The organism is Neotabrizicola shimadae, assembly GCF_019623905.1.
In the GTDB taxonomy this organism is placed as follows: Bacteria; Pseudomonadota; Alphaproteobacteria; order Rhodobacterales; family Rhodobacteraceae; genus Neotabrizicola; species Neotabrizicola shimadae.
The window spans coordinates 2,841,917-2,860,054 of sequence record NZ_CP069370.1; the positions used below are offsets into that span (position 1 = coordinate 2,841,917).

The following is an 18,138-nucleotide window of genomic DNA, read 5'->3' on the forward strand; positions in this document are numbered from 1 at the left end:
TCTTCACTGGGTGGCGGAATGAACGACACGGCGAACTGGGAAGGCAGGGCCCACGCGGGCATCACCATCAAGGACCGGCGCGCAGCCGGCAAGGCATTGCGGGCGAGGACTCCGCGGGATGCCCTTGCCCGTTGGAAGCCAGACCCGGGTCGAACCGACCCCCTGGATATTCTAAGGGCCGCTGACGCGACGCGGAGACCTGATCTGCTTGCCCTGCGATATGGCCGCATGCTCGCGTCGCCCTTTACCTTCTATCGCGGCTCTGCCGGTGTCATGGCCGCGGATATCGGGCGCAGTGCCACCTCAGGGCTTCGTGTCCAGGCCTGCGGGGACTGCCACCTGCTGAACTTCGGCGGGTTTGCGACTCCCGAACGTCGAATCGTCATGGACATCAACGATCTCGACGAAACCTTGCCCGCACCCTGGGAATGGGACGTCCAGCGCCTTGCCGCTTCCCTTGTGCTCGCGGCCCGGAGTCTCGGACACAGCGAGCAGGCGGCACGTGATGCCGTTGAAGCATCGGTCCGGAGCTATCGGGAACGCATGAGGGCCTTCTCGCAGACCGACGTGCTCGACATCTGGTATGCCCGCGTGGACGACAGCATCGCCGAGCAGATGCTTCCGCCAGAGCGCCGCGAAGCCTTTCGCAAACGGATCGAGAAGGCCACACGGCAAAACAGTTCGGAACTTGTCCTTCCGAAGCTGGTTGACGGCTTCGACACGGGCGAAGCATCGATCCGCGATACGCCGCCCACAATCTTTCACGTCGGCGATGTTGCGACAAAGGATCACTTGCGGCGCATGCAGGGCCCGCTGGCCGCCTATCGCGAGACCCTGGCAGAAGACCGTCGCCGCCTTTTCGACCGCTTCACCCTTGTGGACGTGGCCATCAAGGTCGTCGGGATCGGCTCAGTGGGAACGAACTGCTTCATCGGGCTGTTCATGTCAATGGCTGGCAAGCCGCTGTTTCTACAGATGAAGGAAGCCAATGTCTCGGTGCTTGAACCCTTCGCTGGTCGCAGCATCTACAAGAACCACGGGGAGCGCGTGGTTCAAGGGCTGAGGATGGTGCAACCGGCGACCGACATATTCCTCGGTTGGTCCAGGGGCGAGGAAGGAAGGCAGTTCTACTTCCGGCAGTTGAGAGATGTGAAGCTCAGGCCGCTCCTCGAGAGCTTCGACTTGGAGACGTTCAGAAACTACGGGATCCTGTGCGGATGGGCGCTGGCCCGCGCACACGCAAAATCCGGTGACCCCTGGATGATCTCTGGCTACTTGGGAAAGGGCGAGGAGTTCGACGCAGCGGTAGCCCGATTCGCGGTGACCTACGCCGACCTGGCCGAGCGCGATCACGCGAAACTCAAGGCTGCAGTCCGGGCGGGCCACATACCGGTCCAAATGGAGAGCTGATGTCGACGTCCGACTATGCGTGCCGTCCCTGACATTCCCGAGATGGACAATCCGCAGGTCGCAAGGGCTCAGTTTCCCAAATCCTGCCAGGGATTCATCTCGTGAATCCTGCGTGATAGCTGGATGGCGTGAGCAGATCGACATGCCCGACCCAAGAGACCAGGATCTGGCCGAGCTACAACCAATCGCTCAGGCGCCGCGGCTCGCTGACAATCTGATTCGATCAAGCCATGACCTGGGAAGCCGCGCCAACCGGCAAGCGCGGGCGACAGCGTGACCACAGCGATGTGGCTTTCCAGACCCGCCGGACGATGAAGGTGCTGTTCGGCATGGCGCCCGAGCAAGTGATCGCCATGGCCACCGCCGACGGCGTCTTCGATACGCGCAAGTGCCATGACGCCATCGCCGCCCGCGGAGCTACCGCGATCATCCCGCCCTGCAGAAACGCCAGTCCGTGGGGACGGTCTCGAAGCAGTGGGCACAGGCTGGTGGCCCCGGTCATCGCCAGCTTCCGTGATGCGACGGGGGGAGTTCGGTGAGGATCGATGGGCTGGCGTGGCGGATGTAGCGGTCGTGCGTCCCGCCCCGGCTGGGAACCTGAGCGAGATGGTGTCGCGGAAGCGCGAGAGCGGCGACGCCGCCTGTCGATCGGTTCACCCGCTCGGTCCGTTGTATGGATTGCCGGGGCAAAGGAATGGCGGCAAAGTCGGGCAGTGGCGCGGGGCGGGGAGCGAAGATGACCAGCAGCACAAGCGCCGGCGGGCCGGGTCCGGATCTCGTTGCGGGGCTGACGGCCGCCGCGGTGGTGCTGCCCAAGTCCATGGCCTATGCCACGGTGGCAGGGCTGCCGGCGGGCGTAGGCCTGTATACCGCCTTCGTGCCGATGATCGTCTATGCGCTCCTCGGCTCGTCGCGCGTTCTGAGTGTAAGTTCGACGACCACGCTGGCGATCCTGGTGGCGACGCAACTGGGGTTGACGGTGCCGGATGGCAACCCCGCTCGGCTGATCACGGCGACGGCGACACTTACGGCGTTGACGGGGGGGCTGCTGATCCTTGCCTCGATGTTGCGGCTGGGGTTCGTCGCGAACTTGATCTCGGCCCCGGTACTGACGGGGTTCAAGGCGGGCATCGGGCTGGTGATCGTGCTGGACCAGGTGCCGAAGCTGTTGGGACTGCACATCACCAAGCAGGGGTTCTTCCTCGACATCCTGTCGCTGATCCGCGACCTGCCGGCGACCTCTATGGCGACGCTGGTGGTCGCGGCGGGGGCGCTGGCGGCCTTGATCGCTGCCGAGCGCAAGTGGCCGCATTCGCCAGCGGCCCTGGCGATTGTTGGCGCGGCAATTGCGGCGAGCTGGCTCTTGGGGCTTGAGGCGCGCGGTGTCGCGGTTGTGGGGCATATTCCTCAGGCGCTGCCGGCGCTGACGCTGCCCGACCGAGACCTGGTGCTGGCGTTGCTACCGGGCGCGGCGGGGATCGCGCTGATGAGTTTCACCGAGTCGATTGCCGCAGGCCGGGCGTTCACGGATCCTGCCGACCCGGCGATCCGGCCCGACCGCGAACTGCTTGCGATCGGGGCGGCCAACCTGGCGGGTGCCTTCTTCAGCGCGATGCCGGCAGGGGGTGGCACCTCGCAGACCGCAGTGGTGCGGGCTGTAGGCGGGCGGACGCAGAAAGCCTCGCTGGTGACGGCGGCGATGGCGGCGGCGGTGATGCTGCTGTTTGCGCCGATGCTTGGGATGCTGCCCAATGCGGTGCTGGCCGCGGTGGTGATCGTCTATTCGGCGGCGCTGGTGCAGCCGGCCGATTTTGCCGCGATCCTGAGGGTGCGGCGGATGGAGTATGTCTGGGCGCTGGTCGCATTTCTTGGCGTAATACTTTTCGGTACGCTTCAGGGGATCGTGATCGCCATCATGGTCTCGCTTGTGGGTCTGGCGAGCCAGGCGGCACATCCCTCGATTCTGGTCATCGGCCGCAAGGCGGGTGCCGACGAGGAAGTGGATGGCGGAGCGCTGCCCGCAGGGCTGCTGGTGGTGCGGCCCCTGGGACGGCTGTTCTTTGCCAATGCCGAGACGGTGAGCGCGCGCGTCCGCGGGCTGGTGGCAGAAAGCAAGGCGCGGGTGCTGGTGATGGATCTGAGCCGGGTGTTCGACATCGAGTTCTCGGCGATACAAGCGCTGGATGCCGGCATTGCCCGGTTCGAGCGCGAGGGGGTCACGGTCTGGCTGGCCGGGATGAACCCGACAGTGGCAGATGACCTCGGCGCCTATGGGTTGACCGGGCGGCTGGGGGAAGGGCGGATCTTCGGGACCGCGCTTGGGGCAATCCGGGCCTTCGAGGCGGGGGCCTGAAGGGGGTCGGCGCGGGGCCGCACGGAGGTCCACCCGGCCCGCTCCATCCTCCCCACCCGCCGACCATCCGAGCTCGCACGCCTGGCCGGTGTTTTTGAAGTCAATGGGTTATGGAGGTGGACTAGGGTCAGGACTCTTTCTCTCGTCATAGCCAGACCATGGCGGTTGCGGCGAGTGCTACGGCGGAAAGGAAGACCTTGGGGCACCTGTCGTAGCGGGTTGCGACGTATGAGGAGGATCAGAAAACAGTCCGGTGGACTGTTTTCCCGACGATTGGCCAGTCCTTCAACCGCCCGAACATGATCTCGATCCTGTTGCGGCGTCTGTATCGGCGCTCATCGCTGCAACTCAAGTTAGGGTCAACTTTAGGGTCGTAGGCCAGGCCGCGGCACAAGTCTCTGAAATAAAACAATATTTCTAAAGGATTGGCGGATGGGGTGGGATTCGAACCCACGGTGGGGTTTCCCCCACGCTGGTTTTCAAGACCAGAGCCTTAAACCACTCGGCCACCCATCCGGCGGGTCCGGTCTAGAACGCGGCGGGCGGCGGTGCAAGGCGGGTGGTGCAGGTCGCGGCCGGCCGCTCGGCGGCTTCCGTCAACTCGTCGGGAGGCGGCCTTTCCAGAACCTTGCGCAGCCGTTATGATGCCTCAGCTTTCGTGACGGCCCCCGCCCAACACATGGCAGGGCGCCGGCCTCGGGCATGGGCAGGACGACCGGCGAGCGCCGGAACGAACAAGCGCGGCACGTCAGACCGCGCGATGGGGGCAAGAGGATGAACGATTTGCCGATCGAGCGGCCCGCGCGGCGGACCCAACACCGGCTGATTGCGGGGGTGGCGCTTCTGGCCCTGCTTGCCGGCTGTGTCGAAGGCCAGGGCCCCTTCGCCAAGAAGCCGGCAGACGGCGCAGCCGATGCGGCGGCAGCCGAGGGCGCTGCAGCAGCCGGCGGCGAGGCTGCGGCAACACCGGCTGCCACGCCGGCCAAGTCGGTCCGGCTCGTCGACCGCGACGTCGAGGCACCCGAGGTCTTCCAGACCACAGCCGATGCGCTGTGGGACGGACGGCCCTCGCTGGGGGGCGTCTGGGTCGCCTCGCCCGAAACCAAGGACCCCGAGCGGGTCATCATGCGCAACCCCTCGAACGGCAAGTTCGTCATCGGCGCGCTGTTCAAGCGCGAGCGCGACAATCCCGGCCCGCCGCTGCAGATCTCGTCGGATGCAGCCGATGCGCTTGGCATCCTCGCCGGCCAGACCACGAAGATCAGCGTGACGGCGCTGCGCCGCGAAGAGGCGCCGGCCACGCCGCCCGATGCCAGCGCGCCGATCCTCGATGCCGCCGAAACCGTCTCGGCCGAAGCCATACCTGCCGAACCCGCCGCCACTCCGGCCAAACCAGCGAAACCTGCCAAGGGCGCCCAGCCCGCCACCGATGCCGCCGCCATCGCCACAGAGACCGCGGCGGCCCTGGCCGCGCCCGCCACTCCGGCCAAGCCTGCGGCTCCGGCCAAACCGGCCGCGACCGGCAAGCGCATCCAGATCGGCATCTTCAGTGTCGAGGCCAATGCCAAGCGCGCCGCCGAGACGTTGACCAAGGCTGGCGTGGCGGCCGAAGTCCGCAAGGAAGAAAGCCAGGGCAAGACCTACTGGTCGGTCACCGCCGCCGGCGGCGGCGATGCCTCGGCCACGCTGACCAAGATCAAGGGCCTTGGCTTCAAGGACGCCTATCTGGTCAAGTGATCCAGCCCCCCATGATCCCGACGGAGGACCCCGCCGCATGACCCGCCGCCTGATCGCCCTCGCTGCCCTTCTGGTGCTGGCCGCCCTGCCCGCCCGCGCCTTCGACACCCGGGCCACCCATGCCTGGGTCTATGATGTCACGACCAACACGGTGCTGATGGACAAGGGCGGCGAAGAGCCGGTGCCGCCGGCCTCCATGTCCAAGCTGATGACGATCAACATGCTGTTCGAGGCGTTGCGCGACGGCCGCGTGACGCCCGAGACGACTTTCGGTGTCTCGGCCCGCGCCCAGCAAATGAGCCACGAGGGCGGCTCGACCATGTTCCTGCAGCAGACCGACCGGCCCACGGTGAACGACCTGCTGCATGGCATCATCATCAACTCGGGCAACGATGCCTGCATCGTGGTGGCCGAGGGCCTCGCCGGCACGGAAGAGGCCTTCGCCGCCCAGATGACGGAGCGCGCCAGGGCGATCGGCCTGCAGCAATCGACCTTCGCCAATTCATCGGGCTGGCCCGACCCGACGCAGCGCATGTCAATGCGCGATCTCGGGATCCTGGCGATCCGGCTGATCGAGGAATTTCCCGAATATTATCCGATCTTTGCCCAGACCGAATTCGACTACAAGGACCGCTCGCCCGCCAACCGCTTCAACCGCAACCCGCTCCTGAAGCTGGATATCGGCGCCGACGGGTTGAAGACCGGCCATACCAGCGAAAGCGGCTATGGGCTTGTGGGCTCGGCCAAGCAGGGCGACCGCCGCATCGTCTTTGCCATGAACGGCCTGACCTCGGACAAGGAGCGCGCCGAAGAGGCCGAGCGCATCGTGTCCTGGGCCTTCCGCCAGTTCACCGAAAAGACCATCGTGAAGGCTGGCACCCGGGTGGCCGAGGCCGAGGTCTTCATGGGCGGCGCGCCGACCGTTGGGCTGGTGCCCGCCGCGGATGTCAAGCTTCTGGTGCCGGCGTTGGTGCAGGAGACCGTCACCGCCGATGTCACCTACACCGGCCCGCTCACCGCGCCGCTGGCGCAGGGCGCCGAGGTCGGCACGCTCACCATCCATGTCCCAGGCCTGCCCGATGCGCATGTGCCGCTCGTGACCGAAACCGCCGTCGCCAAGGGTGGTTTCCTCACCCGGCTGATGACCGCGGTCGACGTCCTGCGCGCGCGCTACATCGACGGCCCGGCCCCCGCCGAAAGCTGATGTCCGGCCTTTTCCTCTCCTTCGAGGGCATCGACGGCTCGGGCAAGTCCACCCAGGCGCGGCTCCTGGCGGAAGGCCTGCGCGCCGAAGGCCGCGCCGTCACGCTGACGCGCGAGCCCGGCGGCTCGCCCGGCGCCGAGGAAATCCGCCGGCTGGTGCTGGAAGGCGCCCCCGACCGCTGGTCGGCCGAAACCGAGATCCTGCTCTTCACCGCCGCCCGCCGCGACCACCTGGAAAAGACCATCCGCCCTGCTCTGGCCCGCGGCGAGACCGTCATCACGGACCGCTTCGCCGACAGCACACGCATGTACCAGGGCCTCTCGCGCGGCGACCTGCGCGCCACGGTGGACCGCCTGCACGACCTGATGATCGGCACCGAACCCGACCTCACCTTCCTCATCGACATCGACCCCGCGCTTGGCCTCTCGCGCGCCGTGGGCCGGGCCGGCAAGGAACTGCGCTTCGAAGACATGGGCCTGCCCCTGCAACAGGCCATGCGCGCGGGCTTCCTCGATCTCGCCCGCGCCCATCCCGCCCGCTTCCGCATCGTCGACGGCGCCCGCCCGCCCGCCACCATCGCGGCCGAGGTCCTGGGCCTCGCCCGCGCCCATATCGATGGCTGACGAAACCCTCCCCGAACCCGACCGCATCGAGGGCGCGCCCCATCCGCGCGAAACCCTGCGGCTGTTCGGCCATGCCGCTGCAAGGGCCGAATTCCTGTCCGCCTTCAACGCCGGCCGCCTGCATCACGCCTGGCTCATCACCGGCCCCCGCGGCCTCGGCAAGGCCACCCTGGCCTGGACGCTCGCCCGCTTCCTCCTCGCCACGCCCGAAGAGGACGGCGGCGTGTTCGCCCCGCCCCCGCCCGAAACCCTCGACATCCCCGACAGCCACCCCGTCACCGCGCGCCTGCGCGCCCTGTCCGAGCCGCGCCACTTCCTGCTGCGCCGCGGCCTGAACTCCAGCGAAACCGCCCTTTCCGCCGACATCCGCGTGGACGAGGTGCGCAAGCTCACCTCCTTCCTCTCGCTCACCGCCGCCGACGGCGGCCGCCGCACCGTGCTGATCGACGCCGCGGACGAGATGAACACCGGCGCCGCCAACGCGCTCCTGAAACTCCTGGAAGAGCCGCCCGCCCGCGTCACCTTCTTCCTCATCTCGCACCAGCCCTTCCGGCTCCTGCCCACCATCCGCTCGCGCTGCCGCGAGCTGCGCCTCGCGCCCCTTCCGGCAAGCGACCTCTCCGACGCGCTGGCCCTAGCCGGCGCGGCCGTGGAACCCGAGGCCCGCACCGCGCTGGCCGAACTCGCCGGCGGCTCGGTGGGCGAGGCGTTCCGCCTCACCAACCTCGACGGGCTCGACCTCTACGCCCGCCTTGTCGCCCTCTTCGCCACCCTCCCCCGGCTCGACCGGCCACGCGCGCTCGCCATCGCCGAAACCGCTGCCGGTCGCGGCAACGAGGCCCGCTTCGACCTGATCGTCACGCTGATCGACCTGTTCCTCGCCCGCCTCGCCCGCGCCGGCACCACCCGCGAAACCCCGCCCGAAGCAGCCCCCGGCGAGGCCGCGCTTTTCGCCCGTCTCGCCCCCGATGCCCAGGCAGCGCGCACATGGGCCGACCTGGCCCAGACGCTTGGCCTGCGCGCCCGCCGCGGCAAGGCGGTCAACCTTGACCCTGCGGCGCTTCTCATGGATATGGTGCTCAAGATCGACGAGACGGCGGGAAGCCTCGCCCTCAGGTGAGACGATGACCCCCATTCCTCCGGCCCTCGTGGACAGCCACTGCCACCTCGATTTTCCCGATTTCGAGGGCGAACTGCCCCAGATCATCGACCGCGCCCGCATGGCCGGCGTGACCCGTATGGTCACCATCTGCACCCGGCTGGTGAACGAACCGAAGGTCCGCGCCATCGCCGAAACCTACGAGGGCGTGTTCTACGCGGTCGGCATACACCCGATGTCCGTCACCGAACAGCCGCTCGCCACGCGCGACCAGCTGATCGCCTTCACCCGGCACCCCAAAATGGTCGCCATCGGCGAAACCGGGCTCGACTACCACTACACGCCTGAATCGAAGCCGATTCAGCAGGAAAGCCTGCGCCTCCATATCGAGGCCGCGCAGGCCACCGGCCTGCCCCTGGTGATCCACGCCCGCGACGCCGATGACGACATGGCCGCCATCCTGTCCGAAGGCTTCCGCGCCCGGCCCTATTCCTGCGTGATGCACTGCTTCTCCTCCTCGGCCGCGCTGGCGCGCGCCGCGCTGGACATGGGCTTCTACCTCTCGATGTCCGGCATCGCCGCCTTCCCGAAATCCACCGAACTGCGCGAGATCTTCGCGCAAGCGCCGCTCGACCGCATCCTGGTGGAAACCGACAGCCCCTATCTGGCCCCCCCGCCGCACCGCGGCCGGCGCAACGAACCGGCCTATACCGCCTTCACCGCCAGGGTCGGTGCCCAGGTCTTCGGCCTGACCGAGGCCGTATTCGCCGCCGCCACCTCGGCCAATTTCGACCGGCTCTTCACCAAGGCCGCAGGACAGGCGAAAGCCGCCTGACATGGCCCAGCTCCGCTTCACCATCCTTGGCTGCGGCTCGTCGGGCGGGGTGCCGCGCCTTGGCGGCGACTGGGGCGTCTGCGACCCCACGAACCCGAAGAACCGCCGCCGCCGCTGCTCGATGCTGGTTGAACGCACGACCAGCGCCGGCACCACCCGCGTGCTGATCGACACCTCGCCCGACATGCGCGACCAGCTGCTCGATGCCGGTGTGGGCCGGCTGGATGGCGTGATCTACACCCATTCCCATGCCGACCACATGCATGGCATCGACGACCTGCGCCAGATCGTGTTCAACATGCAGGAGCGCCTGCCGGTCTGGGCCGATGGCCCCACGCAAGAGGCGCTGCTCTCGCGCTTCGGCTATGCCTTCGTCCAGCCACCCGGTTCGCCCTATCCCGCGATTCTCGACCTGCGCCAGCTTGACGGGCCGGTCACGGTGGATGGCGTGGGCGGCGAAATCCGGCTGGAACCCTTCCGCGCCAACCACGGTACCATCGACGCGCTTGGCTTCCGCATTGGTCCGCTCGCCTATCTGCCCGACGCGGTGGAAATCCCCGCCGAAAGCTGGCCGCACCTTGCCGGGCTCGACTGCTGGGTGGTCGATGCCCTGCGCCGGAAGCCGCATCCCACCCATGCGCATCTCGCACTCACGCTGGACTGGATCGCCAGGGCGCGGCCGGCGCGCGCCGTGCTGACGAACATGCATGTGGACCTCGATTTCGACCAGCTCGAAGCCGAACTTCCCGCCCATATCCGCCCCGCCCATGACGGAATGGTCATCGCCTACGACCTGCCCGACAGCGCGGCATGAGCGCCCTTCTCGACGTCATCCTGCCGGTCTTTCTCATCATCGGCTTTGGCTGGGCCGCAGCGCGTGGCGGGCTCATCACCGAAGCCGGCATCGACGGCGTGATGCGCTTTTCCCAGAACTTCGCCCTTCCCTGTCTCTTGTTTCGCAACATGGCCGGGCTAGACCTGCGCACCGCCTTCGATCCGGGCCTGATGATCTCGTTCTACGGCGGCGCCTTCGCCGGCTTTGCCGCGGGCTTCTTCGGCGCGCGGCTCCTGTTCAACCGGCCCATGACGGATTCCATCGCCATCGGCTTCGCCTGCCTGTTCTCGAACTCCCTGCTTCTGGGCCTTGCCATCACCGAACGCGCCTATGGCCCCGAGGCTCTGGCCGGCAACTACGCCATCATCGCGCTGCACTCGCCCTTCCTTTACGGCACCGGCATCACGATGATGGAGCTTGCCCGCTCGCGCGGGCTGGGGCTCGGCCCCTCTGCGATGATGCGCCAGACCCTGCGCGCGATCTTCACGCAGCCCCTTGTGGTGGGTATTTCGCTCGGCTTCCTGTTGAACCTCTCGGGCCTGCCCCTGCCCGGCATCGCAGCCGCCGCGCTCGACATGATGGGACGCGCCGCCATTCCGGCGGCGCTCTTCGGGCTGGGCGGCGTGCTGTTTCGCTACCGCCCCGAAGGTGACACCCGCACGATCCTGTGGATCTGCTTCTGTTCGCTGGTGCTGCATCCCGCCGTGACCTTCGGCCTCGGCCGTTTCGTCTTCAACCTGCCCGTGCCCGGCCTGCGCTCGGCCACCGTCACCGCCGCCATGCCGCCGGGGGTGAATGCCTATCTCTTCGCCCACATGTATGGCGTGGCCAAGCGCGTCACGGCCTCCGCCGTGCTGGTCGCCACCGCGCTGGCGCTCTTCACCGCCGCCGTCTGGCTGCACCTGCTGCCCTAGCCGCATCTTCGCGCGAGGGCCGCCTCCTTCGGACAATTGTTAAGTCCAAGTTAATGCGCGCCGGCAACCCATTGAAATATATAGGCCCGAGCAAGCGTCCGAGCTCGGACGCCTAGGTCTCGGCCCTGGCCCGGACCGCGATCATCACCCCGGCCAGGGTGATCAGCCCCATCCCCAGCACCGCCAGGGGCGTCAGGGTCTCGGACCAGATCACCCAGCCCCAGAAGGCCGAGGCCGGCAGGATCACATATTCAAAGACCGCCACCCGGCTGGCCGAGGCGATCTGATAGGCCCGGATCATCAGCCCCACCCCCAGAAGCGACCCGGCCGCCTGCACGAAGGTCCAGAACCAGAAGGCCCCCGAAGGCACCACAGCCCCCCGCTGCACGAACCCCGCCGCCCCCTCCGGCACCGCCACCGGCGCCAGGTGAAGCACGGCCAGCCCGATGACCCCCAGGATCCCCAAGGCCACGAAGAACCCCGCCAGCAAGACCTCCGCCCGCTCCTGCCCGCACCACCGCCGGGTCGCGATGTTCCCCATGGCATAGAGGGCCCCCGCCGCCACCGGCAGCACCGCCGCGACCGACGCGCCCGCCATGGCCGAAGGCCCCAGCACCAGGATCACCCCCACGAACCCCACCGCCACCGCGATGATCCGCACCGGCCCGATCGCCTCGCCATATACGAACCGCGAGATCAGCAGGACAAAGATCGGCGCCGTGAACAGCCCCGCCGCCACCTGCGCCACCGGCAGGAAGGCCAGCGCCCCGAAATAGATCAGCATGGCCAGCCCATGGATCGCCGACCGCGCCGCCACCGCCTTCACCGAAACCGGCCGCAGCCGCAGCCCGAACGGCACCGCCACCGCGCCCAGGATCACCATCGCCATGACCGACCGCGTGGCATGGAACTGCCAAAGCCCCGCCTCGGCCGCAATGACCCGGACATAGTTGTCTGTGAAGCCTATGATGACGGCATAGACCAGGATCAGGCCGGCGGCGGCTAGGGTTCTGTCGGGCACGGGCGTTCCTGCGTCTTGTCCAGTCTTCCCTTGTCCTTCAACCCTGCTAACGTCCCCTCCGCGCGCCGGAAAACGACATCTCACGGGGAGGGACGCATGGGTTGGCTGGCAGACGAAACGGGACTGGAAAAATGCGCGGCCAACCATGTGCCGCTGACGCCCCTTTCTCTCCTTCGTCGCGCGGCCGACATCCACGCCAACCGTACCGCAGTGGTCTGGAAGTCGACCCGCAGGACCTATGACGAATACGCCGCCCGCGTCTCGTGCCTAGCCTCGGCCCTTGGCGCGCGCGGCGTGCAGCCGGGCGATGTCGTCGCCACGCTCTTGCCCAACATCCCCGCCCAGGCCGAGGCGCATTTCGGTGTACCCGCCTGCGGCGCCGTGCTGAACACCATCAACACCCGGCTCGACGTGGACACTGTGGCTTATATCTTCGGCCATGCCGGGGCAAAGCTGGTGATCTGCGATAGTGCCCTGATCCCGCTGGCCGAGGCCGCCATCGCCGCGATGGAGGGGCCAGCGCCACAGATCGTGGAGGTGGTGGACGAGGGCTTCACCGCGAGCGGCCGCTACCTGACCTATGAGGACCTGCTGGCCGAGGGACATCCCGGCGCCGCCTGGAAGATGCCCGAGGACGAGTGGGAATCCATCGCCATCAACTACACGTCGGGCACGACCGGCCGACCGAAGGGCGTGGTCTACCACCACCGCGGTGCCTACCTCTCCACCATGGCCAACGCCATCGCCTGGCGGATGACGCTGTTCCCGGTCTACCTCACGATTGTGCCGCTGTTCCACTGCAACGGCTGGTGCCACGCCTGGATGCTGCCGATGCTGGGTGGCACGCTGGTCTGCTGCCGAGACATCACTGCCAAGGCGATCTACGACGCCATTGCCGACGAAGGCGTCACCCATTTCGGCGGCGCACCCATCGTGTTGAACACCATCGTCAACGCGAAGGAAGAGGACCGGCGCCCGTTCCGTCAGATCGTCGAAGTCTTTACCGCCGGGGCGCCACCGCCCGCGGCGACGCTGGCCGCCTTTGAACCGCTTGGATTCAACGTCACCCAGGTCTATGGCTTGACCGAGACCTACGGCCCCGCGACCGAATGCCTTTGGCAACCCGAATGGGAAGCAAGTTTCGGGCCCGAACGAGCCGAACTCAAGGCGCGCACCGGTGTGGCCATGGCCATGCTGGAAGATGCCGAAGTGCAAGACAGCCGAGGGCATCCCGTTCCGCGCGACGCGCATCACCTGGGCGAGATCGCAATGCGTGGCAACATGGTGATGAAGGGCTACTACAAGAACCCCACAGCCACCGCCGAAGCCTTCAGGGGCGGCTGGTTCCATTCCGGCGACATCGCCTTCCAGCACCCTGACGGGTACATCAAGATCACCGACCGGGCGAAGGACATCATCATCTCGGGCGGCGAGAATGTGTCATCGGTCGAGGTTGAGGACGTGCTGATGAAGCACCCTGCCGTGCTGTTGTGTGCAGTCGTCGCCAAGCCGGACGAAAAGTGGGGCGAGGTGCCCTGCGCCTTTGTGGAGTTGAAGCCGTCGGCCAAAGTGACGGAGTCGGAGCTTATCGCGCATTGCCGCAGCAGACTCGCCGGGTTCAAGACGCCGAAGCTGGTGGTGTTCCAGGAATTGCCCAAGACTTCGACGGGCAAGATCCAGAAATTCGAGCTTCGGGCGGTTGCCAAGCTGATCGGGTCGTGATTGTGGCAGGCGCCGGCCTCGTCTAGGGTCGGTACAGGTGTGTGCAAGGCCGGCCAGGGGATGACGGCACTCAAGAAGTATCAGCGGCTGGAATGCCCGGGCCTTTGGCGCGAAACGGCACTGGCGCAACGGCGCGAGGTCGTCGTGGGCTTTCGCGAGGCAACACTGGTGCTGGCCGATCCGCGCACCGATATCGCCCTTACGCAGTGGTCGCTGCCCGCAATTCAGCGCCTGAATCCGGGCGAGGAGCCTGCGATCTATGCCCCCGCGCCGGACTCGCCGGAAACGCTGGAGATCGAAGAACCGGAGATGGTGGTCGCGCTGGAGACGGTGCGCGGTGTCGTGGAGCGCGCCCAGTCCCGACCCGGCCGGTTGCGGGGCATGGTGGTGGCTGGTGGCACGGCTCTGATCGTGCTTGTAGGTCTGTTCTGGTTGCCCGGCGCGCTTGCCAGCCACACGGCCTCGGCCCTGCCCGAAGCTACGCGGGCCGAAATCGGGATGGCGGCGCTGGCCGATCTGTCGCGCCTGACGGGTGCGCCCTGCGATGCACCGCTTGGCGTTCGTGCGGCCGAGAAGCTTTCTGATCGGCTTTTCGGGCCGGAAGGCCCGCGCATTCTGATCCTGCCAGACGGCCTGTCCGGCCCAGCCAGCCTACCCGGTGGGCTGATCCTATTGCCTCGGTCGGCGGTTGAGGACGCCGACGGTCCGGAACGGGCGGCGGGCCTGGCCCTGGTTCAGGCCATCCTGGACGAAGAACAGGACCCGATGGTGCCCGTGCTGCGCCAGGCGGGGACCGTTGCGACCTTTCGGCTGCTGACGTCTGGCCGATTGGACCCGAATTCGCTTCACGGTCTGGGCGAAGTGTTGCTGCGAGCCCAGACTCCGGGCGTGGTGCCTGTCGATCCCGAAGTTCTGCTGCCCAGGTTCGAGGCGGCCGGGGTTCCGTCTTCGGCCTATGCCTATGCTCTGGACCCCACTGGCGAGACAACGCTGACCCTGATCGAGGCTGATCCGTTCAAGGGCTCTCCGCCGGATTTGCTCATTCCGGATGGCGACTGGATCAGCCTTCAGGCGATCTGCGGTTCCTGACGGGCCCCCAAAGGAAAGGCCCCCGGTTGATCCGGGGGCCAAGTCTTGTTCTGCCCTGTTGGTTGGTCTGCCTGGACTAACGGAGGTAGGCGTCGCCGAAGCCTGCACCGCGCGCGACCGAAAGCGCACGCTGCGCCTCGGCTGTGCTGGCGAAGGGACCGGCCAGCACGATCTGAAGCGACTTGCCGTTGCGGGTGGTTTTCGAGGTCGCAACCGGCAGGCCGAGGGAAGAGAGCTTTTCTGCCGCGCCCGACGCATTGGCCGGCACTCCGAAGGTGCCGATCTGCACATAGCGCGGGCCGGCAACGACCGGCGCGGCGGCTTCGGGTATGGACCGGGTCGACACCGTGACCTGCGGCGCCACAGCTTTGGCAGACCGCGACGAAACGGTCACGGCACCAGCGGGCGGCGGAACATATGGCTTGGTCTGCACCACAGGCTCGGCCGGCACCGTGCGGGTCCAGACCTGATCTTGCTGCGCCCAGCCTTCGGCGGTGCCCTTGCCACGATTGGGGTTCAACCGGTCATCCGTCCAAGCGCGCTTGTAACCCGGCGGAAGCGGGGGCATGGCATCGGCCGTCGCGACCTGCGTTCCGGCGGCTGGCGCGCGCGGTGCAGCAGCCCTTGCGGTTGTGCCCGCGGTGCTTGCGCCCTGACGGGGCGAGATCGACGGCGCCAGTCCTGCGCCAGGCGGATAGGTCGGCGCAGCGGCGTAGACGATGGGCTGCGATCCGGGTGTACACAGCAGAGCCGTCCCACCGGTGGTCAGCTTGACCCTCATCAGAACAGGCATGGAAGCCGGGCAGGCCACCTGGCCCGGTCCAGGCCCGCCCGTGGATATGACGCGTGCCGGCACGCTTTGTGCCGGAAGGGCGGCTGCAGCCGGCGCGGCCACCGGCACGACAGCTGGCGCCGGCCTTGCCGCCGGGGCGGGGGGAGGTGCGCTAGCCACGACGACCGGGGCGGGCGCAGCGGCGGAAGACTTGCGCGAGAAACACTTCAGCACGTCACGCCCATCTGCCCGGGTTTCCAACCGTCCATAGGGCGCATTGGGCGGACAGCCCGGCGTGGCGTCGGCCAGGACCACGGGCGCAGCAGGTGCAGGCTTTGCAGCGGGGGCCGGGGCGCTGGCAACCGCAACCGGCGCGGGTGCTGCCGACGCTGCCTTGCGCGTGGAGCATTTCAGCACTTCGCTGCCGTCGGCGCGGGTTTCCTGCCGACCGTAAGGGGCATTGGCAGGGCAACCCGGCGTGGCGCCGGCAACCACGGCGGGCGCCGCTGCGGCAGCGGCAGGCGCTTGCGGCGCCGAAGCGACGGCAACGTCGGGCGCCACCGGCACGGGTTCACGCGCGCCGAAGGTGGGCGGGTAGCCGCACATCACCTTGCGGTTCGCCCCGACCCGAGGGATCCAGTTGGTCGTCCCGCCGACACCCGCCCGCATGAAGATGCAGCCGCGGCTGTCAACGAATTGATCGCCCTTGAAACTGGCAGGGGGCACTTCCTTGGGGCCGCCGATCTGTGCCAGCGTCTGGGCAGATACCGCTGAAGTTGCGGCAAGTGTCACGCAAAGCGCGACGGACAACAGATCCCGAAGCATGCCAGCACCCCATATGCTTTCACGCAGCATGGGGCAGGATTGTTTCCAAGTAAAGTGGCTTGGGCTCTATTTAGTGCCGAACATGCGGTCACCCGCATCCCCTAGGCCAGGGACAATATATCCATGATCATTGAGATGGCTGTCCACAGCTGCTGTGATGATCGGAACGTCAGGATGCGCCTCTTTCATCCTTTGAACCCCCTCGGGCGCCGCCAGCAGGCAAAGAAAGCGGATGTTGCGCGCTCCGGATTGTTTCAGAAGATCAACGGCTGCCGCCGATGAATTGCCGGTGGCCAGCATGGGATCGACAACTATGGCGAGCCGGTCCTCCATCTGCGTCGGCAGCTTGCAGTAGTACTGAACCGGCTGAAGCGTGGCCGGATCGCGGTAGAGCCCTACGAAGCCGACGCGTGCCGCCGGGATCAGTTCCAGGATGCCATCCAGCAGGCCGTTGCCCGCCCGCAGGATCGACACCAGCGTCAGCTTCTTGCCCTCGATGGTGGGGGCGTCCATCTCGCACAGCGGCGTTTCGATGCGAATGGTGGTCATGTCAAGCTCGCGCGTGACTTCGTACGCCAGAAGCAGGCTGATCTCGCGCAAGAGGCGCCGGAAGCTGGCAGTGGACGTCGATTTGTCTCGCATCAGCGTCAGCTTGTGCTGCACCAGCGGATGGGAAACGACGGTCAGGTGTTCACGCATTTGCAGCCTCCAGTCTTTTCGCGATCTTCGACCGGGTATCGGTATCGCAGAAGGCCGCGTCAAGCGCCGTGCGGTTCAGCGTCGCGAAGACGCTGTCATCCCAGTCGAAGGCATCCGACAGCATGTCGTACTCGCGCGCCATGGTGGTGTGGAAGAAGGGCGGGTCATCGGTCGAGACGGTGACTTTCACCCCGCGATCGAACAGCTTGCCGATGGGATGGGCGCGGAAGGTGGGCCAGATGCCGAGCGCCACGTTGGAACCGGGGCAGACCTCCAGCACCGTGCCGCGTTCAGCCAGTTCGTCGACCAAGGCGAGGTCCTCGATGGCCCGCACGCCATGACCGATGCGTTCCGGGTTCAGGTCATGCAGTGCGGCGCGCACGCTTTCGGGCCCGCCCCATTCGCCGGCATGGGCAGTGATGCGCAACCCCGCCTCGCGTGCGCAGTCGAAAGCCCAGAGGAAATCCTTTGGCTGCAACACCTTCTCGTCGCCAGCGATACCAAAGCCGGTGATCCAGTCCCCCGCCGTCTCTGCCGCGCAGACCGCAGTTTCGCGCGCCTTGTCAGGGCCGAAATGCCGGATGCAGGTGATGATGCCCCGCAAGGTGATGCCCATCTGGCGCTCGGCCTGGTCGGCGGCATCCCGGATGGCGTGCAGGTATTCCTTCCACGCGCCCACATCCCGCCCGCCGCAGAAGTCGGGCGACAGGAAGGTTTCGGAGTAGACTACGCCATTGGCGGCGCTTTCTTCCAGCACGGCAAGGGTCAACCGCCTGTAGTCCTCGGGCGTCTGCAGGGTCGAGGTCGCCGCCTCGTAGACCTTCAGGAAATCCCAGAAATCGGTGAAGCGATAGCTTCCGTCGGGGTTGAACAAGCCCGACAGATCCATGTGCTTTTCCTGCGCCAGGCCGCGGATGAAGGCGGGCGGCGCTGCGCCTTCGAGATGAAGGTGGAGTTCGATCTTCGGCATTGATTTCATGCGCGGTGCCTCTTGCAAGCA

General features: G+C 67.1%; 15 protein-coding genes, 1 tRNA gene and 2 pseudogenes. 12 read left to right on the forward strand and 6 right to left on the reverse strand.

Features of this window, described 5'->3' with window-relative positions; translation table 11 throughout:
- Positions 1-18: 18 nt before the first annotated feature.
- The 3 genes and pseudogenes from JO391_RS13895 (at position 19) to JO391_RS13905 (ending at position 3,763) form a co-directional block, all read left to right on the forward strand.
- On the forward strand, positions 19-1,410 hold the full coding sequence (locus tag JO391_RS13895) for a DUF2252 domain-containing protein (protein WP_220661064.1): 1,392 nt from the start codon (positions 19-21) through the stop codon (positions 1,408-1,410).
- A 128-nt stretch (positions 1,411-1,538) separates the two neighbouring features.
- Positions 1,539-1,868: pseudogene (locus tag JO391_RS13900) on the forward strand (transposase); the annotation flags it as partial.
- Between the two features lie 278 nt (positions 1,869-2,146).
- Complete coding sequence (locus tag JO391_RS13905; RefSeq protein WP_220661065.1) at positions 2,147-3,763, forward strand: SulP family inorganic anion transporter; 1,617 nt, start codon at positions 2,147-2,149, stop codon at positions 3,761-3,763.
- Between the two features lie 145 nt (positions 3,764-3,908).
- Here the strand turns inward: JO391_RS13905 and JO391_RS13910 are convergent.
- Both JO391_RS13910 and JO391_RS13915 read right to left on the reverse strand, forming a co-directional pair.
- Positions 3,909-4,103: pseudogene (locus tag JO391_RS13910) on the reverse strand (hypothetical protein); the annotation flags it as partial.
- Positions 4,104-4,189: 86 nt separating this feature from the next.
- Positions 4,190-4,279, reverse strand: a tRNA-Ser gene (locus JO391_RS13915).
- 258 nt (positions 4,280-4,537) lie between these two features.
- Here JO391_RS13915 and JO391_RS13920 point away from each other — a divergent pair.
- The 7 genes from JO391_RS13920 to JO391_RS13950 are packed head-to-tail and all read left to right on the forward strand — an operon-like array spanning position 4,538 to position 11,010.
- A complete protein-coding gene (locus JO391_RS13920) occupies positions 4,538-5,500 on the forward strand; it encodes an SPOR domain-containing protein (protein ID WP_220661066.1) in 963 nt (320 codons plus the stop codon).
- Between the two features lie 37 nt (positions 5,501-5,537).
- Complete coding sequence (locus tag JO391_RS13925; RefSeq protein WP_220661067.1) at positions 5,538-6,704, forward strand: D-alanyl-D-alanine carboxypeptidase family protein; 1,167 nt, start codon at positions 5,538-5,540, stop codon at positions 6,702-6,704.
- Complete coding sequence (gene tmk, locus JO391_RS13930; RefSeq protein ID WP_220661068.1) at positions 6,704-7,327, forward strand: dTMP kinase; 624 nt, start codon at positions 6,704-6,706, stop codon at positions 7,325-7,327. The genes JO391_RS13925 and tmk overlap by 1 nt, the downstream gene beginning before the upstream one ends.
- Complete coding sequence (locus tag JO391_RS13935) at positions 7,320-8,447, forward strand: DNA polymerase III subunit delta' (RefSeq protein WP_220661069.1); 1,128 nt, start codon at positions 7,320-7,322, stop codon at positions 8,445-8,447. The genes tmk and JO391_RS13935 overlap by 8 nt, the downstream gene beginning before the upstream one ends.
- A gap of 4 nt (positions 8,448-8,451) precedes the next feature.
- Positions 8,452-9,261 (forward strand): TatD family hydrolase, encoded by an 810-nt coding sequence (locus tag JO391_RS13940; RefSeq protein ID WP_220661070.1) that lies wholly within the window; start codon positions 8,452-8,454, stop codon positions 9,259-9,261.
- Between the two features lies 1 nt (position 9,262).
- A complete protein-coding gene (locus JO391_RS13945; protein WP_220661071.1) occupies positions 9,263-10,075 on the forward strand; it encodes an MBL fold metallo-hydrolase in 813 nt (270 codons plus the stop codon).
- Positions 10,072-11,010 (forward strand): AEC family transporter, encoded by a 939-nt coding sequence (locus JO391_RS13950; RefSeq protein ID WP_220661072.1) that lies wholly within the window; start codon positions 10,072-10,074, stop codon positions 11,008-11,010. The genes JO391_RS13945 and JO391_RS13950 overlap by 4 nt, the downstream gene beginning before the upstream one ends.
- A 112-nt stretch (positions 11,011-11,122) precedes the next feature.
- Here JO391_RS13950 and JO391_RS13955 read toward each other — a convergent pair whose 3' ends face one another.
- The gene (locus JO391_RS13955; protein WP_259444706.1) at positions 11,123-12,031 is read right to left on the reverse strand and encodes a DMT family transporter; all 909 of its coding nucleotides are present in this window, start codon (positions 12,029-12,031) and stop codon (positions 11,123-11,125) included.
- Between the two features lie 96 nt (positions 12,032-12,127).
- Here JO391_RS13955 and JO391_RS13960 point away from each other — a divergent pair, with 96 nt between their 5' ends.
- Positions 12,128-13,753, forward strand: coding sequence for an AMP-binding protein (locus JO391_RS13960; RefSeq protein WP_220661074.1), 1,626 nt, complete (start codon positions 12,128-12,130; stop codon positions 13,751-13,753).
- 60 nt (positions 13,754-13,813) lie between these two features.
- Positions 13,814-14,842, forward strand: coding sequence for a hypothetical protein (locus tag JO391_RS13965; RefSeq protein ID WP_220661075.1), 1,029 nt, complete (start codon positions 13,814-13,816; stop codon positions 14,840-14,842).
- Between the two features lie 76 nt (positions 14,843-14,918).
- On the opposite strand, the gene JO391_RS13970 is transcribed toward JO391_RS13965, so the two are convergent.
- From JO391_RS13970 to JO391_RS13980, 3 genes are all read right to left on the reverse strand, one after another.
- Positions 14,919-16,439, reverse strand: a complete 1,521-nt coding sequence (locus tag JO391_RS13970) for an SPOR domain-containing protein (protein ID WP_220661076.1) — start codon at positions 16,437-16,439, stop codon at positions 14,919-14,921.
- A gap of 66 nt (positions 16,440-16,505) precedes the next feature.
- Complete coding sequence (upp, locus tag JO391_RS13975) at positions 16,506-17,138, reverse strand: uracil phosphoribosyltransferase (RefSeq protein WP_220661077.1); 633 nt, start codon at positions 17,136-17,138, stop codon at positions 16,506-16,508.
- Entirely contained in the window at positions 17,131-18,117 is a 987-nt protein-coding gene (locus JO391_RS13980) for an adenosine deaminase (RefSeq protein WP_220661078.1), read from the reverse strand. The genes upp and JO391_RS13980 overlap by 8 nt, the downstream gene beginning before the upstream one ends.
- Positions 18,118-18,138 lie beyond the last annotated feature (21 nt).